Consider the following 16994-nt stretch of genomic DNA (forward strand, 5'->3'; position numbering starts at 1 on the left):
GGGCGGCGTACGTGAGCGTTTAGCCGGTCTCGCGATGGGCGAGGGTGGCGCCGAGGCTGGCGAGGCTGACGAGCACCAGGGCGGCCACCTCCCGCGGGCCCAGGCGCTGGTGCAGGACGACGAGCCCGGCGAGGGCGGCGGCGGCCGGCTCGAGGCTCATCAGGATGCCGAACACCCGGGTGGGCATCCGGCGCAGCGCGTTGATCTCCAGCCCGTAGGAGAGGACCGACGACAGCAACGCGACCGTGGCGGCCCCGATCAGCAGGTGCGGGTGGTCCAGGACCGCGGAGGCGCCGGGTACGCCGAACGGCAGGACGATCGTCGCGGCCACCGCGAGCGCGACGGCCAGTCCGCCCGTACCCGGGACCAGGGTGCCCAGGTGGGCACTCGCCAGGATGTAGCCCGCCCAGCAGAGCCCCGCGGCGAAGGCCAGCAGCAGGCCGCCCAGCGGCGCGGAGACGCCGGCGCCGAGCCCGAGCAGCGCGACACCGCCGCCGGCCAGCAGCGCCCACAGCAGGTCGGCCAGCCGGCGGGTCTGCGCCAGGGTCAGCAGCAGCGGGCCGAGGAACTCGACCGTGACGCCGACGCCCAGCGGGACCGTGCGCAGGGCGAGGTAGAAGAGCAGATTCATGCCGGCCATGGCGACGCCGAGCAGGGCCGCGGCCCGCCAGGCCCCGGCGGTCCACGTCCGGACCTTCGGCCGGAACGCGATCCCGAGCACGAGGGCGGCCACGGCGAGGCGCAGCAGGGTCACGCCCGCCGCGCCCAGATCATCGAAGAGGGTACCCGCCACAGCGCTCCCGACCTGCACCGACGCGATGGCTCCGAGCACGAGCAGGGGCGCCGGCACGACCCGGCCCGGCCGCCGGTCGACGGCGGTCACTCGGTGCGCAGCGCGACGACGGGGTCGAGCCGCCCGGCGCGCTGGGCCGGCACGACGCCGAAGACGATCCCGACCGTGGCCGACACGCCGAACGCCAGCGCGAGCGACCACCAGGTGATCGCGGCGGGCACCGGGGTCAGCCGGTCGACGAGCAGGGCCGCGCCGATGCCGAGGGCCATGCCGAGGACTCCTCCGAGCGTGGTGAGCAGGACCGCCTCCAGCAGGAACTGCAGGCCGATGTCGCGGGGCCGGGCGCCGACCGCCTTGCGCAGGCCGATCTCACGGGTCCGTTCCCGCACCGACACCAGCATGATGTTGGAGACGCCGACGCCGCCGACGAGCAGGCTGATCCCGGCGATCGCGGCCAGCACGCCGGTGAGGACGCCGAGGATGTCCCCGAGTACGCCGAGGATCTGCTCCTGCGTGACGGCGCTGAAGTCGGTGTCGGGGTGCCGTTCGCCGAGGGTCGCCACGATGTCGGCGCCGAGCTCGTCGATGCGCTCGCGGTCCGGCGCGCGGATGGCGAGCCCGTCGATGCGGTCGGTGCCGAGCAGCCGCTGCGCCGCCGTGACCGGCACGTGCACCTCGTTGTCGCGGTCCACGCCGAGGCTCTGCCCGAGCCGCTCGAAGGTGCCGATGACCCGGAACCGTACGCCGCCGATGGTGATCTGCCGGCCGATGGGGTCGCGGTCGCCGAAGAGCTGGGTGGCCACGCCGGCGCCGAGGACCGCCACCCGCCGTCCGGTGCCGACGTCGGCGCGGGTCAGGTAGCTGCCCCGGTCGAGGGTGCGGACGAACACCGTCGGCGTGGTCTCGAGGACGCCCTGGAGGCTGGAGAAGGTGGTGCGGCTGCCCGCGCGTACGGTCTCCCCCGAAGCGACGGTGACCGCGACCCGCGACCGGTCGCCGACCACCCGGCTGACCGCGTCCACGTCGTCGAGCGACAGGGTCGAGACCGACGGGACGGAGCCCGCCTCGAGCCGGCCCGGCACGACGATGAGCAGGTTGGAGCCGAGCCCCTCGACCTGCTGCTCGATCTGCTGCTTGGTGCCGGTGCCGATGGCGACCAGCGCGACGACCGCGGCGACCCCGATGACGACGCCGAGCATGGTGAGGATGCTGCGCAGCCGGTTGGCCCGCAGCGCGTCGAGCGCGACCCGCCACGCCTCGGCCAGCCTCACCGGTCCCCGCCCGGGGTGGGTGCCGGGTCGACGATGAGGCCGTCGCGCATGACGATCCGGCGGTGGGCGCGGGCGGCCACCTCGCTGTCGTGGGTGACCAGGACGATCGCCACGCCGTCGGCGTGGAGCGACTCCAGCAGGCTCAGGACCGCCTCGCCGGTCGCCGAGTCCAGGTTCCCGGTGGGTTCGTCGGCGAGCAGCACCGACGGCCCGGTGACCAGGGCGCGGGCGATCGCCACCCGCTGCTGCTCACCGCCGGAGAGCTGGTTGGGCCGGTGGTCGATCCGGTGCCCGAGGCCGACGCGTTCGAGCAGCGCGGCGGCGCGGGCCCGGCGTTCCCGCCGGCCGACGCCGCGGTAGACCAGGGGCAGCGCGACGTTGTCCCGGGCGGTCGTGCGCGGCAGCAGGTGGAAGGACTGGAAGACGAAGCCGATCACCTCGTTGCGCAGCCGGGCCAGTTCGGGCGCGGAGAGCGAGGTGACGTCGCGCCCGCCGATGACCAGCGTGCCGCCAGTGGGCCGGTCGAGCCCGCCGAGCAGGTGCATCAGGGTCGACTTGCCGGAGCCGGAGGTGCCCACGACGGCGAGGTAGTCGCCGTCGGCCACGGTCAGGGAGACGCCGCGCAGCGCGGGCACCGACACGCCGTCCAGCTCGTACGTGCGGGTGACCCCGGTGGCGACGATGGCGGGGCCGGTCACGGCAGGTCTTGCCCGGCGCTGACCTGGTCGGCGCCGGCCACCACGATCCGCTGCCCGGCGTCGAGGCCGGAGACGACCTGCACCACGTCCTCGCCCTGGACGCCGAGGCTGACCGCGACGCGCTCGGCCTTGCCGCCGCGGACCGCCCAGACGACGTTCCGGCCGTCGCTGGAGACCACCGCGCCGGCGGGCACCGTGACCGCGTCGGCGGCCTGGCGTACGCGCAGCCGCACGATGGCGCTCATGCCGGGGCGGGGGCCGGGGGCGGGGCTGCCGTCGGCGTACGTGCCCCTGCCCAGGGTGAGGCGCACCCGGTAGGAGACGCCGCCGCGGGCCGACGTGGTGGGGAGCAGGTCGACGGCGCGGACCTTCGCCTCGTACGTGGCACCCGCGGCGGCGTCGAGCTCGATGGTGCCGGTGCCGCCCGGCTTCACCAGGAGCACGTCGGTCTCGTCCACCTCCGCGGCGACGCCGAGGCCGCCGGTGTCGACGACGGTGAGGATCGGGGTGCCCGGGCCCACGGCGGCGCCCTCCGGAACGGCCACGTCGACGCCCGGCAGCGGGGCCCGGGCGGCGGGAGCGCCGGCGGCGGCCGGGTCGGCGCCCGCGATCAGGTCGGTGAGCGACGGGGTGCCGGCCGCCGCGGTGCCGCCCAGCTGCACCACACCGGACACCGGTGCCCGCAGGGTGAGGGCGTCGACCGCGGCCTTCGCCAGGTCGTACGCCTGCCGCGCCTGCACCCGCTGCGCCGCCGAGAGGGCCGCCACCGCCTCGCCCACGCTCGCCACCCCGCGTTCGAGGGAGCGTACGGCGGCATCCGCGGCCGCGGAGACGGCGGCGTACTGCTCCCGGGCGGCGTCGAGCTGGGCGAGCAACGCCGTGCGCAGGGTCTCGTCGGTGATCTCGCCGGCCGCCTCCCGGGCCTCGGCGAAGGCCTTGCCGGCGCTCGCGTCGGTGCGCTGCCGGGCCGCCGTGAAGCCGGCCGCCCCGCCGCCGGTGGGCACTCCCCCTGCGGAGGCCGCGTCCCGCGCCTCGGCGGCGGCGTCCAGGCGCTTGCGGGCCGCGGGTGAGTCGACGACCGCGACGACCTGGCCCTTGCGCACCCGGTCACCGGCGTCGACGCGCAGCAAGGCGAGGGTGCCCTCGGCGGGCGCGGTGACCGTCCCGGCGGCCCGCGCGGTCACGGCGCCGGACGCCTCCACGATCTCGTCGACGGTGCCCCGCCCGGCCGTGCCGACGGTCACCCCGGACGGCTCGTCGCCGCAGGAGGCCGCGGTCAGCGGCGGCAGCAGGACGCACGCGACGAGCAGCACGGCGGCGCGGCGGGGGGATCCGGACACGGACGCCACTCTATGTCGCGGGCCGGGGCGCGGGGCCGGGCCGAATGGCCGGGGAACGGCCCGGCCGAACGGCGGGGTGAACGATATCGGACTTCCCTAGCAGATACCCCGGGTGTTGTCAGCTATCCGCCCGGCCGGTGGCGGGACCTTGACTGCGCATCCCACCATGAGCTGAGAACGTGGGATCCGGTCGGCGTCCGCGCCGGCCGCCCACGATGACAATCGGCCGACGAGATGAACCGCGCGTCCCTCCGCGCTCGTAATCCCCAGCACGGTGCCCACCCGCGTACGCGAAGGAACGTGTGACATGTCGCTCCATGGATTACCGGCCGCCGGGATGCTGCGCGCCGACGAGCTGACGGTCGTGCACCACGACGACACGGTCAGCCTGTTCACCGACGTCACCTACATGCTGAGCCGGGACGGACTGCGGGTGCTCACCGCCGGCGGGGACGAGAAGGCCTTCCCGCCGCACGACGTGCTGACCACCCACGTCCGCTACGCCCATCCGCCCCTGGCCGCCTGAGCTGAGCCCGCACGACGACGGCCCGCCGGAGAACCGGCGGGCCGCTGTGCGTACGGCGTCGATCAGGTGCCGGGACGGCGCCCGATGACCTTGACCTTGCGGCCGATCTTGCCGACCTTGTAGTACGCCTTCGCGTCCGACGGCAGCAGGTTGACGCAGCCGTGCGATCCGCGCCACGCGTCGTGCAGGTACGTGGTCGTCTGGTGGAAGCCGATCCCGCCGACGAAGCGCTGCCAGTACGGCAGCCACACCTCGTACGGGTTCGACCACTCCTTCTTCGTGCGCTTGTTGATCTTGTATGTGCCGGTCGGGGTCCGGTAGCCGTTCATGCCCGTACGGGTCACGGTCGGCTTGCGGTACACCTTGCCGTTCTTCATCACCCAGGTCGTCTGGTGCGTGAGGTCCACGCAGAACCGCCACCCCGAACGCGGGGCGCGGCACGACGACGTCTTGGTGTTCGCGAGCCGCTTGGCCACACCGTGCGTGGTCGGGCCCGCGAGACCGGCGGCCGGCCTGATGCCGTACCGGCTCTGGAACTTCTTGATCGCCTTGCAGTCGGCGGCGGACTGCCGGCCGTCCACCGTGACGGCGCCGAAGCCGCCGAGCTTCTTGAGGTAGCCCTCGACCTGCTTCTGATACCTGCCCGTCGCGCACGAGGCCGCGGCGGCCCTCGTGACGACGACGGCGGCGACCGGTGCCGCCGCGGTGACCGGGGACGCGGCTGCTGCCGCACCCGGGGTCACCACGGCAGCGCCGAGCCCGCCGGCCACCGCCGCCGCCACGACGGCGGCGGCGAGGCGCGCGGAAACCCGCTGCACTCCCAAATTCGTCCTCCCCAGGAGATCTGTGAGGCACATCGAAGCACACGAGCGCTCCGGGGAGAGTCGGCCGGACGACCCTGGCACACAACCGGTATGTGCGTCACTGCGGCGTGGCGAAGTCCTGCACCCAGTACGGCGTCCGGTCGGCGGAGAACGCGAGGCCCAGACCCACCTCGTGCAGGCGGCAGTCCATGATGTTCTCCCGGTGCTCCGGGCTGCGCATCCAGCCGTCCACGACCTCGTGGACGCTGTCCTGGCCGCGGGCGATGTTCTCGCCGTAGCGGGACCACTCGTAGCCGGCGGCGCGCACCCGCTCGCCGGCCCGGTCGCCGCGCGGGTCCTCGTGCGCGAAGTAGCCGCGCCGGGCCATGTCCGCCGCGTGCCGGTTGGCCGCCTCGATCAGCCGCCGGTCGACGCCGAGGGGGTCGCAGCCGCCGCGCCGCCGGTGCTCGTTGACCAGGCGCAACGCCTGCTGCTGCACGTCGCCGGAGGGGTCGGCGGAGAGCGCCTGGCCCGCGGTCACGTCGCGGTGGGCGTCCGCGGCCGGGTTCTTCTGCGGTGCGGCGTTCCTGTCCGGCTTCGCCGGCGCGGGCCGGGCGGGTGCCGGATCGCCGGCGGGCCGGTCCGGCTTCGCGTCCGGGGTGCCCCCGGGCCGTGCGGGCGCCGGCCGGTCGGCGGGCTCACCCCCGCCGGCCGGTCCGGGCTCATCCCCGCCGGCCGGTCCGGGCGCATCGGCGGTGGTCGCGGGCGTCCCGGCATCGGGAGCATCGGGTACGGCGGGGAGCACCGGCACGCCGGCGTCCGGGGGCAGCTGGGGCACGGCCGGCAGCTCCGAGATCGCCGTCGACGGCACGTCCGGGGTGGTCTCCGCGCCCGCGGTGGTCGCGATCATGACCCCGCCCACCAGGACCGCCGACACCGCGACCGCCACCACGACAGCAGGCTTGCGCACCGTTGTCCCTCTTCTCGCGCTCGTGGCGCCGCGCCCCGTGCACGCCGCCCTCGAGGAGGACCAACGCGGGGATCGCACAGTCGCACCGACAAATGCGACACTTCATTCTTTCGGGGTCATCCGGCGGGGCGTAGTTGCCGACCGGGCGACCGGTCCCCCGTAACCGGCGCCGTGGCTACCGTTTCGCGGTGCGCAACCGCTACCTGGACCTTCTCCGGGCCGCCGCCATCGTCCGCGTCGTCGTCTACCACCTGTTCGGCTGGCCGTGGCTCTCCCTGCTGCTTCCCGCGATGGGCATCATGTTCGCCCTGGCCGGATCCCTGACCGCCGCCTCCCTGGACCGCCGGTCCGCGGGTGCGGTGCTCACCTCCCGGCTGCGCCGCCTGCTGCCACCGCTGTGGCTGCTCGGCCTGATCGTGGTGCCGGCGATGCTCTACGCCGGCTGGGCCGCTCAGGAGGGCGGCGACCGGCCGTGGAGCTGGAAGCTCGCGCTGTGGATCCTGCCGCTGGGCGACCCGCCGGGCAGCACCGAGGGCATCGACGCCTGGGAGCCGCTCTGGTACATCCGGGCGTACCTGTGGTTCGTACTGCTGTCCCCGCTGCTGTATCTCGCGTACAAGAAGATCGCCTGGGCCGCGGTGGCCGCGCCGATCGTGCTGATCGCGGTGCTCGACAAGACCGGCCTCACCCTGCCGTTCGGTCGCGCGGACGCGGCGATGTGGGACTTCGCCACCTACGGCGCCTGCTGGATCGCCGGCTTCGCGCACCACGACGGCCGCCTGCACCGCCTCCGCCCCGGCCTGGTCGGCGCGGCCGCCGCGGTGCTCGGCGTCGCGGCGCTCTACTGGCTGCACGGGCACCCGGGCGAGGGCGGGTACGACCTCAACGACGTGCCCGAGTCCCAGGCGCTGTGGTCGCTCGCGTTCGTGCTGCTGGCGCTGCGGTGGCGGCCGGACATGACGTGGCTGTCGTACGTACGCCCGCTGGACCGCGCCGTGAACCTGCTCAACGCCCGCGCGGTCACCGTGTACCTGTGGCACAACATCGCGATCGCGGCGATCTGGCCGGTGCTGACGGTGCTGACGCTCGACGACACCGGGTCGATGGAGGGTCCGGTCACGCTCGGCGCGACGCTGGCGCTGACCGGGGTGGCGGTGCTCGCGTTCGGCTGGGCCGAGGACCTGGCGGCACGGCGGCGCCCGAGGCTGTGGCCGGCGGACGCGACCCCCGGCCGCCCGGCAGCCGTCCCCGCAGCACAGGGCCCAGCGGCACCCAACCCCGCGATACCCGGCCCCGCAGCACCGGGCCCTGCGATACCCGGCCCCGCGGCGCCGGGCCCTGCGATAGCCGGCACTGCGGCGCCTGGCCCTGCGACAGCCGGCACTGCGGCAACCGCGGCGCCGGTGGGAGGGCCGTGGGCGGAGCAGCCCGCGCCGCCGCAGGCCCGGCGGGCGGCGTACGAGGAACCCGCGGTCTCCTGGCTCGCCGGTGGTGCCGAGCGGGAGTGATCCCGGCCGTCCTGAACTGAAACATTCTCGCTGTCCGGCGGAAAATGCCCGCTAACCTGAGCGAATGGTGCACCCGGGGCATATCGGAGCACCGGCGGGGACGCCCGCCGGTGTGCCGTCGCTGGTCTTCCGGGCCGGTCCGCTGCTCTGTGCCCTGCGGATCGACGACGTCATCGAGACGATGCGGCCGCTCGTCACCCATCCCCTCGCCGGCACCCCGCCGTTCGTCTCCGGGATCTGCATCATGCGCGGCGCTCCCACCCTCGTCGTCGACGTCGCCCGGCTGCTGGGCGGGGCGAGCGCGCCGGTCGGCCGGTTCGTCGCGGTCCGCACCGAACGCGGTCCCGTGGCGTTCGCGATCGGGGAGATCCAGGGCGTACGGCCGGTCGGCGGCGACCCGGCGGCCCGGCACGAGGCCCTGCTCGGCGACGCCCCGGCCCGGCTGATCGCGGCGGTGGGCACGCTGGACGCCGAGCCGGTCCTGGTGCTGCAGGGCATGCGGTTCGTGCCCGACGAGGTGTGGGCCGCGGCCGGCGACCTGGCGGCCGCGTCGTGAGCACGGCGCCCGACGTCACCGTGTTCCGCACGGTGCTCGCCACCCAGCTCGGGTGGATGTTCGACGACAACGACGTGCCGCAGCTGGCCCAGGTGCTGCGGGACCGGGTCGAGACGGCGCGGCTGCACCCCGGGGCGTACCTGCGGCGGCTGGCGCGCGGCGACTGGGACGCCGAGCTGGGCGCGCTCGCCGAGGACCTGACGATCAACGAGACGTACTTCTTCCGGCACGGCGAGCAGTTCCGCGCGCTGGCCGAGGTGGTGCTGCCCGAGCGGCTGCGGGACCGGTACGCCCAGCGCATGCTGCGCCTGCTCTCCGTCGGCTGCTCCTCCGGCGAGGAGGCGTACACGCTGGCCATCGTGGCGCGGGAGGCGCAGTCCGACCCCGGCTGGATCCTCGACGTGCTGGGCCTGGACGCCAGCGCCGCCATGCTCGAGCAGGCGGCCCGGGCGCGGTACTCCGGCTGGGCGCTGCGCGAGACCCCGGACGCGGTCCGCGCCCGCTGGTTCCACCCCGAGGACGGGGAGTACATCCTCGACCCCGCGATCCGCGCGTCGGTGCGGTTCCGGCGGTACAACGTCGCCACGGAGGACGAGCAGCTGTGGCACTCCGGCCAGTACGACGTGATCTTCTGCCGGAACCTGCTGATGTACCTGACCCCGGACGTACGCGAATCGCTGATCGGCCGGATGACCCGCTCGCTGGCACCGGGCGGCTGCCTGTTCCTGGGTCACACCGACACCCTCGGCAGCCAGCCGGAGGGGCTCGAGCCGCAGCAGTCGCACCAGGCGTTCTACTACCGCCGGGCCCCGAGCGCCGCCACCCTCGCCGCGCAGGCCCCCCGGCTCCGGCCACCCGCCCGGCAGGAGCCCACGCCCGCCTCGCAGGAGGCCGCCCGGGCGGTGCCGCGGAAGGCGCCGGCGACGCCAGCCGCGCCGGCCGCGCCGGGTGATGTGTACGGCAGGGCCCTGGGGCTGTTGCGCGACGAACGCTTCGAGGAGGCGCTGGCCGCCGTGGAGGACGCGCTCGGTGCCCGCCCGGCCCCGCGCGACCTGCTGCTGCACGGCGTCCTGCTGGCCCAGGCCGGCCGCCTCGAGGAGGCCGAGATCGTCTGCCGGCGGCTGCTCGACGTCGACGGGCTGTACGCCGACGCCCACCACCAGCTCGCCGTCTGCCTCGAGGGCGGCGCCGCGGTGGACGTGGCGATCGGGCACTACCGGCTGGCGGCGTACCTGGATCCCGGCTTCGCGATGCCGCGGCTGCGGCTCGGCCTGCTGGCCCGGCGCCGGGGCGAGCTCCGGACCGCCCGCACCGAGCTGGAACGCGCGCTGGCCCTGCTCAAGCAGGAGCGGGAGGAGCGCCTGACCCTGTTCGGCGGCGGCTTCGGGCGGATCGCGCTGACCAGCCTGTGCCGGGCCGAGCTCGACTCGCAGGTGCCCCGGTGAGCCCCGCCGATGTGGGCGTGCGGCTGGCCGGCCTGCGCGAGGAGTTCGACCGCTCGTTCGCCGAGCCGGCCCGCCGCCACGACGTCGAGTACGCCGAACTCCTGGCCGTGCACGCCGGCGGCCGCCCGTACGCGCTGCGCCTCTCCCAGGCCTCCGGGCTGCACTCGGACCGCCCGGTGACGCCGCTGCCCGGCCCGCAGCCCGCGCTGCTCGGCGTGGCCGGCTTCGGCGGCGCGATCGTGCCCGTCTACGACCTCGCCGCGCTGCTCGGGCACGCGCTGCCGGAACGGCCGCGCTGGCTCGTGCTCGCCGCGGGCGCACCCCCGCTGGCCCTCGCCTTCCACGGCCTCGACGGCCACGTGCGGGTGCCCGCCACGGACATCGTCGAGGAGGCCGGCGGCCACGACGGCCGGGACGTGCTGCGCGGCATGGTCCCGCTGGCCGGCGGCACCCGCCCGATCGTCGACCTGCCGGCCGCCCGCGCCGCGGTGCACCGGCTCACCGGCCACAACCCGCACGTCCAGGAGGAGCCATGAAGGCCCGACGCACCTTCGGGAACAAGCTGGCGCTCAGCTTCGGCGTCACGGTGACGCTGACCATCGTCATCTGCGCCGCCTCGGTCGCCGCGCTGTCCCTCGTGATGACCGCGAAGGACAACGCGATCAAGGTGGCGGTCGACGACCTCGCCCGGTCGGAACAGTTACGGACCGAGGGCGAGAGCCGGATAGCGGACTACCGGGCGTACCTGCTCAACGGACGGCAGGAGTATCTGGACCAGACCACCGCCGACCGCCAGCGGTTCCTGGCCCTGGTGACCCAGCTGCGCGGCTCGCTGACCGATCCGGCGGCGCAGAACCTGCTCGAGGCGGTGTCGACGGCGGAGGCGGCGCACGCGGCGATCCTCGACCCGGTGATCGAGCGCCGCAAGGAGATCACGAACCTCACCGACGTCGGGCAGCTGAACGCCACCGACGTCACCCCCGCCCGCAAGGCCCTCCAGGACTCCATCGTCGCCCTGACCGCCCGGGTACGCGAGAACGTCGAGCAGGCCCGGCGCGAGGCCTCCACCGAGGCCTCCCGCGCGATCGTCGTGATCATCGGGCTGGGGGTGCTGGCGCTGATCTTCGCCGCCTGGGTCGCCTGGAAGCTCAACCGCGACCTGCGGCGCGAGGTCGGCGCGGCGATCGGGCACATCCAGAGCTCGTCGGCCCAGCTGGAGGCCGCCGCCGCCCAGCAGGCCAGCGGCGGCCGGGACCAGGCCAGCGCGATGAGCGAGATCACCACCACCATCAGCGAGCTGCTGATCACCTCCCGGCAGATCGCCGACAGCGCGCAACGGGTCTCGCAGATCGCCGAGGAGACGTCGGCCGCCGCGCGCACCGGCGACGCCACCATCGACCAGACCCGGGCCTCGATCTCCGCGATCCGCAACCAGGTGGACCAGATCGTCCAGCACATGCTGACCCTCGGCGAGAAGTCGCAGCAGATCGGCGGGGTCGTCGACCTGGTGTCCGAGCTGGCCGAACAGACCAACATCCTGGCCATCAACGCCACCATCGAGGCCAGCGGCGCGGGCGAGTGGGGCCGGCGGTTCGCGGTGGTCGCCGAGGAGATCCGCAAGCTCGCCGACCGGACGGCCGGGTCGGCCAAGGAGATCCGCGCCCTCATCGACGACGTGCGGGGGGCGGTCAACACGACGGTCATGGCGACCGAGATCGGCGCCAAGTCCGTCGACTCCGGCGCCCGCCAGTTCGACGAGGCCACCGACTCGTTCCGGCGCATCGCGCAGCTCGTGGCCACCACCAACGACGCGACCCGGGAGATCGAGCTCTCCACCAAGCAGCAGACCACGGCGGTCGAGCAGGTCAACGTCGCCGCCTCGGACACCGCCCGGGTCACCCGCGAGACCGAGGCGAGCGCCGTGCAGACCCGGCAGACCGCGGCGCACCTGTCGAACCTCTCCGGCGACCTGCTCGACCTCGTCGGCAACGGGCGGTCATGAGCCAGGACCCGCTGCGCTACTTCCGGGTGGAGGCCCGCGAACTGGTCGATCAGATCAGCGCGGGCGTCCTCGACCTCGACCAGCACCCCGGCACCGAACCGGTGGCCCGGCTGCTGCGCTTCGCCCACACCCTGAAGGGCGCCGCCCGGGTCGTCCGCCAGCAGGAGATCGCCGACCGCGCCCACGCCTTCGAGGAGGTGCTGGTGCCGCACCGGAGCGACGAGGGCCCGCTCCCGGCGGCCGAGCTGCGCGAACTGCTGCGGCTCAACGACGAGATCGAGGCGTACGTGTCGGCGATCGAGCCCGGGGAGAAGCCCGCCCCGGCGCCGCACCCCCAGGCACCGGGACCGCGCGAGGCGCACGCGGCGGAGCCGGCCCCCGCGGCCCGGACCGCCACCGCCGACGTGGACGACCTGCTCGACGCCATCGGCGAGGCGCACGCCCGGTTCGCCCCGCTGCGCACCGGCGGGCTCTCCCTCGAACGGCTGCACCGGGCCGCCGAGACCCTCGCCGATCAGCTGCGGACCGGGCGGGCGACGGCCGGCACCCGGGCGGCGCGGGCGGCGGCCGTCCGGCTGGCGGTGGACCTCGGCGCCTTCAGCCGGCAGCTGGCCGACACGGTCGAGCAGGCCGAACGCGAGCTGGACGAGGTGCGCGGCCGGGCCGAGCGGCTGCGGCTGGTCGCGGCGTCCGGCATCTTCACCGCCCTGCACCGAGCGGTCCGCGACGCCGCGGACGCGGAGGGCAAGCGGGTGCGCTTCGAGGGGCGCGGCGGCGACCTGCGGCTCGACCCCCAGGTGCTCACCCTGGCCGGCAGCGCGTTGCTGCACATCGTGCGCAACGCGGTGGTGCACGGCATCGAGACCGAGCAGCGGCGGGTCACGGCCGGCAAACCCGCCGAGGGCACGGTCCTGGTGACGGTCGAGCGCCGGGGCCGCTACGCGGCATTCCTCTGTACGGACGACGGCCGCGGCTTCGACCTGGTCGCGCTCCGGCGCACCGCCGAGGCCCGCGGGCTGCTCACGCCGGGCGACCCGGCACCGGCCGAGGACGCGCTGGTCGACCTCGTCCTGCGCGGCGGGATCAGCACCTCCCCCACGGTGACCGAGGTGGCCGGGCGCGGCATCGGGCTCGACGTGGCCCGCGACGTCGCCGAGCAGCTGGGCGGGCACGTGAGCGTCCGGACCGGCACGGGCCGGGGCACGACGATCGAGCTGGTGCTGCCGCTGGCCCTGCTGTCGCTGCACGGGCTCGTCGTGGAGGCGGCCGGGACCGTCGCCAGCGTGCCGCTCGACTCCGTGCGCACGTGCGTACGGCTGGCCCCCGAGCAGGCCGCGGCCGCGGTGATGACCGGGAAGCTGGCGTACGACGGCGAGGCGGTGCCCTTCCTCCCCCTGGCCCGCGCCCTGTACGCCGGCAGCACCGTCCCGGAGAACGCCGGACCGGGCGTGGCCGTGGTGGTCGCCGCCGACGACGAGTGCGTGGCCGTGGGCGTGGACCGCCTCGCCGGCACCTCCACCCTGGTCGTGCGCCCGCTGCCCGAGCTGGCGCCCGCGGCCCCGGTGATCGGCGGCGTGTCCATGGACCTCGACGGCAACCCGCGCCTCGTGCTCGACGCGCAGGGCCTGGTCGCCGAGACGGCCCGGCTGGGCACCCTCGGCGCGGTGCCGTCACCGGCCACCCCGCGGCTGCCGATCCTCGTGGTCGACGACTCGCTCACCACCCGGATGCTGGAGCGCAGCATCCTCGAGTCGGCCGGCTACGAGGTGGACCTGGCCGCCTCCGGCGAGGAGGGGCTCGAGAAGGCCCGCTCCCGCCGGTACGGCCTGTACCTCACCGACATCGACATGCCCGGCATCGACGGGTTCACCTTCGTCGCCGAGACGCGCGCCGATCCGGAGCTGTCCGGCGTACCGGCGATCCTGGTCAGCTCGCGGGCCAGCGCCGAGGACCGGGCCCGGGGTGCGGACGTGGGGGCGAGCGCGTACGTGGTCAAGGGCGAGTTCGACCAGGAGGAACTGCTGGCCCACATCCGGCGGCTGGTGCCCGCATGATCCGCGTGCTGGTGGTGGAGGATTCGGCGACAATGCGGCACCACCTGCGCAACGCCCTCGCGGCCGACCCCGAACTGCGGGTGGTCGGCGAGGCGGTGGACGGCGCCCAGGCGGTCGAGATGGTCGGCCGGCTGCGCCCCGACGTGGTGACCATGGACATGATCCTGCCGACGATGAGCGGGCTGGTGGCGACCGAGCACATCATGGCGGAGTTCCCGACCCCGATCCTGGTGGTGTCGTCGGCGGACCGGCGGGAGCTGTTCAGCACGTACAACGCCCTGGCGGCGGGGGCGGTCGACGTGCTCGAGAAGCCGCGCGGCGACGAGTCCGACGCCGGGTGGGGGCGGCGGCTGTGCTCGGCCGTACGCCTGGTCTCGCGGATCCGGGTCATCACCCACCCGCGGGCCCGTCTCGACGGCCGCAACCGCCCGGAGAGCAGGCCTTCCGCGCCGGCTCCGGCGGCCTTCTCGGTACGGGACGGCGCCGCGCCGCGGATCGTCGTGGTCGGCGCCTCCACGGGCGGACCCGGCGCCATCACCGACCTGCTGCGCGCGCTGCCCGTCGGCTTCCGGACGCCGGTGCTGTGCGTGCAGCACCTCGCCGCGAGCGAACCCTTCGCGGTGGCGTTCTCCGACTGGCTGGCCGGGCAGACCGGGCGCAACGTCAGCTACGCCACCGACGGCCTGCCGCTGACCGCGCTCGCCGGCCGGGTCCTGCTCGCCCCGCCGGACCGGCACCTGCTCGTGGCCGACGGCGCGGTACGGCTCAGCACCGCCCCGCCCCGGCACTCGTGCCGGCCCTCCGTCGACGTCCTGTTCGAGTCGGTGGCCGCGGAGTACGGTTCCTCCGCCGTCGGCTGCCTGCTCACCGGCATGGGCCGGGACGGCGCCGACGGCCTGCTGCGGATGCGTTCCCGCGGCGCCCTCACGTTCGCCCAGGACGAGGCGAGCTGCATCGTCTACGGCATGCCGCGGGAGGCGGCGCTGCTCGGCGCGGCGGCGTACGTGCTGCCGCCCGCCCGGATCGCCGCCCGGCTCGCCGAGCTCGCCCCGCGCGAGGGGGTGCACCCATGAGCCCCACCGTGCTGATCGTCGACGACAGCCTGACCGTGCGGATGAACCTGCACGAGGCGTTCGAGGCGGACGGCTTCACCACGATCCTCTGCGCGACCGGCGAGCAGGCGCGGGCGGCGTTCGTCGCGGGCGGCTTCGACGTGGCGGTGCTGGACGTGCTGCTGCCCGACGCCGACGGCGTGGACCTGCTGCGCGAGCTGCGCTCCCTGCCCGGGCGCGAGCACACCGTGACGGTGCTGCTGTCCAGCGAGGCCGAGGTCGCCGACCGGCTGCTCGGCCTGCGCACCGGCGCGGACGAGTACGTCGGCAAGCCCTACGACGCCGGCTACGTGGTGGCCCGCTCGCGGCAGCTGCTCGGCGAGGACGGCGCGGCAGCCGACCCGCGGCCGACCGTGCTGGTCATCGACGACAGCCTGACGTTCCGCGAACGGCTGCGCCAGCTGCTCGAGCCCGAGGGGTACGCCGTGCTGACCGCCGCCTCCGGCGAGGAGGGGCTGCGGACGGCGGCGGACCGGCGGCCGCACGCGGTGATCGTGGACGGCATCATGCCGGGCATCGACGGCGCGACCGTGATCCGGCGGCTGCGCCTCGACCCGGCGCTACGCGACACGCCCTGCCTGCTGATGACGGCCGCCGACGACTACGCGACCGAGGTGCAGATGCTGGAGGCGGGCGCCGACGCGTTCGTCCGCAAGCAGCAGGACCTCGCCGTGGTCCTCGCCAAGCTGGCGGCGGTGCTGCGGACCAGCGCCGAGCAGCTGCCCATCGAGGTGATCGGCAGCCTGCACGGCCCGGGCAAGGTGCTGGCGGTGACCGCGGACCGGCGGCGGCTCGACGAGTGGGGCGACGTCCTGCGCGCCGACGGCTACGACGTGGTCGGTGCGGGCAGCGGCGACGAGGCGCTGGACCTGCTCGCGGCGCAGCCGGTCGACTGCATCGTGCTGGGCTTCGACGACGACGCCCGGCGGACCTGCGCGCGCGTCAAGGAGGTGCCGCAGATCCGCGACACCCCGCTGGTGATGGCCGGCGACGAGGACGACGCGCTGCTGGAGTGCCTGGCCGCGGGCGCCGACGACTACGTGCGCTCGGCGGACGGCGCGGACACGCTGCGGGCGCACGTACGGGCCCAGATCCGCCGCAAGCAGTCGCTGGACGAGAGCCGGCGGATCCGCGAGGAGCTGATGCGCCGCGAGCTCGACGCGGCCGGGGAACGCGCCGCCCGCCAGCTCGCCGAGACGCGGGCCGCCCTGGTGGAGGAGCTCGAGTGGCGCAACCGCGAGCTGGAGGCCTTCAGCGGCTCGGTCTCGCACGACCTGCGCGGGCCGCTGCAGGTGATCAGCAGCTACGCCGAGGCGATGCTGGACGAGGACGACGAGCCGCTGAGCGCCCAGGTCCGGCACCGGCTGGAGCGCATCCACGCGGCCGCGGGCCGGATGGCGGACCTGGTCGAGTCGCTGCTGATCCTGGCCCGGGCCAGCCGCGGTGAGCTGCGCCGCCACCGCATCGACATGACCGAGCTGGCCTGGCAGGTGATCCGCGAGGTCGAGGCCCGCGAGCCGGGCCGCGAGATCGAGTTCCGGGTGGACGAGGCGATGACGGCCGACGCGGACGAGGGCCTGGTCCGGGTCATCCTGGAGAACCTCGTCAACAACGCCTGCAAGTTCACCCGCCGGATCGAGAAGCCGTCGATCGAGGTCGGCTGGAGCGGCCCGCACGACGAAGCCCGCTACCACATCCGCGACAACGGGGCGGGCTTCCCGGCGGGCAAGGCGGGCGAGCTGTTCCGCCCGTTCGCCCGCCTGCACAGCGCCGAGGACTTCCCCGGCACCGGTATCGGCCTGACCACCGTCCACCGCGCGGTGGAACGCCACGGCGGCGAGATCCACGCGGAGGGCGAGGACGGGCGCGGCGCGACCTTCTGGTTCACCCTTCCGCCGGGGAGGGCGAGCTAGCGT

The 16994-nt window shown here is 74.9% G+C and carries 15 protein-coding genes; 9 read left to right on the forward strand and 6 right to left on the reverse strand.

The window, feature by feature from the left end; all coding sequences use genetic code 11:
* Positions 1–19 precede the first annotated feature (19 nt).
* Genes CLV70_RS03280 through CLV70_RS03295 form a run of 4 tightly spaced genes read right to left on the reverse strand, consistent with a single transcriptional unit; the run spans position 20 to position 4102 of the window.
* Complete coding sequence (locus CLV70_RS03280; RefSeq protein WP_245907985.1) at positions 20–883, reverse strand: EamA family transporter; 864 nt, start codon at positions 881–883, stop codon at positions 20–22.
* Positions 880–2064 (reverse strand): ABC transporter permease, encoded by a 1185-nt coding sequence (locus CLV70_RS03285; RefSeq protein ID WP_106124780.1) that lies wholly within the window; start codon positions 2062–2064, stop codon positions 880–882. Before CLV70_RS03285 ends, CLV70_RS03280 begins: the two co-directional genes overlap by 4 nt.
* A complete protein-coding gene (locus CLV70_RS03290; protein WP_106124781.1) occupies positions 2061–2762 on the reverse strand; it encodes an ABC transporter ATP-binding protein in 702 nt (233 codons plus the stop codon). The genes CLV70_RS03285 and CLV70_RS03290 overlap by 4 nt, the downstream gene beginning before the upstream one ends.
* Positions 2759–4102 carry an efflux RND transporter periplasmic adaptor subunit gene (locus CLV70_RS03295; RefSeq protein ID WP_106125030.1) on the reverse strand — a complete coding sequence of 448 codons (1344 nt, stop codon included), beginning with the start codon at positions 4100–4102 and terminating at the stop codon, positions 2759–2761. Before CLV70_RS03295 ends, CLV70_RS03290 begins: the two co-directional genes overlap by 4 nt.
* 307 nt (positions 4103–4409) lie before the next feature.
* On the opposite strand from CLV70_RS03295, the gene CLV70_RS03300 reads away from it, so the two are divergent.
* Positions 4410–4628, forward strand: a complete 219-nt coding sequence (locus CLV70_RS03300; RefSeq protein WP_245907986.1) for a hypothetical protein — start codon at positions 4410–4412, stop codon at positions 4626–4628.
* Positions 4629–4690: 62 nt separating this feature from the next.
* Here the strand turns inward: CLV70_RS03300 and CLV70_RS03305 are convergent, their stop codons facing one another.
* Together CLV70_RS03305 and CLV70_RS03310 are read right to left on the reverse strand one after the other, a co-directional pair.
* On the reverse strand, positions 4691–5446 hold the full coding sequence (locus tag CLV70_RS03305) for a L,D-transpeptidase family protein (RefSeq protein ID WP_245908015.1): 756 nt from the start codon (positions 5444–5446) through the stop codon (positions 4691–4693).
* 103 nt (positions 5447–5549) lie between these two features.
* Positions 5550–6401, reverse strand: coding sequence for a CAP domain-containing protein (locus tag CLV70_RS03310; protein WP_146163942.1), 852 nt, complete (start codon positions 6399–6401; stop codon positions 5550–5552).
* Positions 6402–6589: 188 nt separating this feature from the next.
* Here CLV70_RS03310 and CLV70_RS03315 point away from each other — a divergent pair, with 188 nt between their 5' ends.
* The 8 genes from CLV70_RS03315 (at position 6590) to CLV70_RS03350 (ending at position 16991) form a co-directional block, all read left to right on the forward strand.
* Positions 6590–7909: an acyltransferase family protein gene (locus CLV70_RS03315; RefSeq protein ID WP_106124785.1), complete on the forward strand. Its 1320-nt coding sequence runs from the start codon at positions 6590–6592 to the stop codon at positions 7907–7909.
* Positions 7910–7973: 64 nt separating this feature from the next.
* On the forward strand, positions 7974–8465 hold the full coding sequence (locus CLV70_RS03320; RefSeq protein ID WP_106124786.1) for a chemotaxis protein CheW: 492 nt from the start codon (positions 7974–7976) through the stop codon (positions 8463–8465).
* Positions 8462–9910 carry a CheR family methyltransferase gene (locus CLV70_RS03325; protein ID WP_106125031.1) on the forward strand — a complete coding sequence of 483 codons (1449 nt, stop codon included), beginning with the start codon at positions 8462–8464 and terminating at the stop codon, positions 9908–9910. Before CLV70_RS03320 ends, CLV70_RS03325 begins: the two co-directional genes overlap by 4 nt.
* Complete coding sequence (locus tag CLV70_RS03330; protein WP_106124787.1) at positions 9907–10446, forward strand: chemotaxis protein CheW; 540 nt, start codon at positions 9907–9909, stop codon at positions 10444–10446. The genes CLV70_RS03325 and CLV70_RS03330 overlap by 4 nt, the downstream gene beginning before the upstream one ends.
* Positions 10443–11912 carry a HAMP domain-containing methyl-accepting chemotaxis protein gene (locus tag CLV70_RS03335; protein WP_106124788.1) on the forward strand — a complete coding sequence of 490 codons (1470 nt, stop codon included), beginning with the start codon at positions 10443–10445 and terminating at the stop codon, positions 11910–11912. Before CLV70_RS03330 ends, CLV70_RS03335 begins: the two co-directional genes overlap by 4 nt.
* On the forward strand, positions 11909–13966 hold the full coding sequence (locus CLV70_RS03340; protein WP_106124789.1) for a hybrid sensor histidine kinase/response regulator: 2058 nt from the start codon (positions 11909–11911) through the stop codon (positions 13964–13966). The genes CLV70_RS03335 and CLV70_RS03340 overlap by 4 nt, the downstream gene beginning before the upstream one ends.
* Positions 13963–15039, forward strand: a complete 1077-nt coding sequence (gene cheB, locus CLV70_RS03345; RefSeq protein WP_106124790.1) for a chemotaxis-specific protein-glutamate methyltransferase CheB — start codon at positions 13963–13965, stop codon at positions 15037–15039. The genes CLV70_RS03340 and cheB overlap by 4 nt, the downstream gene beginning before the upstream one ends.
* A complete protein-coding gene (locus CLV70_RS03350; protein ID WP_106124791.1) occupies positions 15036–16991 on the forward strand; it encodes a response regulator in 1956 nt (651 codons plus the stop codon). The genes cheB and CLV70_RS03350 overlap by 4 nt, the downstream gene beginning before the upstream one ends.
* Positions 16992–16994: the final 3 nt, after the last annotated feature.

This window comes from Pseudosporangium ferrugineum, from assembly GCF_003002065.1.
Taxonomy (GTDB): Bacteria; Actinomycetota; Actinomycetes; order Mycobacteriales; family Micromonosporaceae; genus Actinoplanes; species Actinoplanes ferrugineus_A.

Coding starts and splice junctions, on each gene's coding strand:
- CLV70_RS03300 (WP_245907986.1), top strand. CDS start 4,410: ATGTCGCTCCATGGATTACCGGCCGCCGGGATGCTGCGCGCCGACGAG.
- CLV70_RS03320 (WP_106124786.1), top strand. CDS start 7,974: ATGGTGCACCCGGGGCATATCGGAGCACCGGCGGGGACGCCCGCCGGT.
- CLV70_RS03335 (WP_106124788.1), top strand. CDS start 10,443: ATGAAGGCCCGACGCACCTTCGGGAACAAGCTGGCGCTCAGCTTCGGC.
- CLV70_RS03340 (WP_106124789.1), top strand. CDS start 11,909: ATGAGCCAGGACCCGCTGCGCTACTTCCGGGTGGAGGCCCGCGAACTG.
- cheB (WP_106124790.1), top strand. CDS start 13,963: ATGATCCGCGTGCTGGTGGTGGAGGATTCGGCGACAATGCGGCACCAC.
- CLV70_RS03350 (WP_106124791.1), top strand. CDS start 15,036: ATGAGCCCCACCGTGCTGATCGTCGACGACAGCCTGACCGTGCGGATG.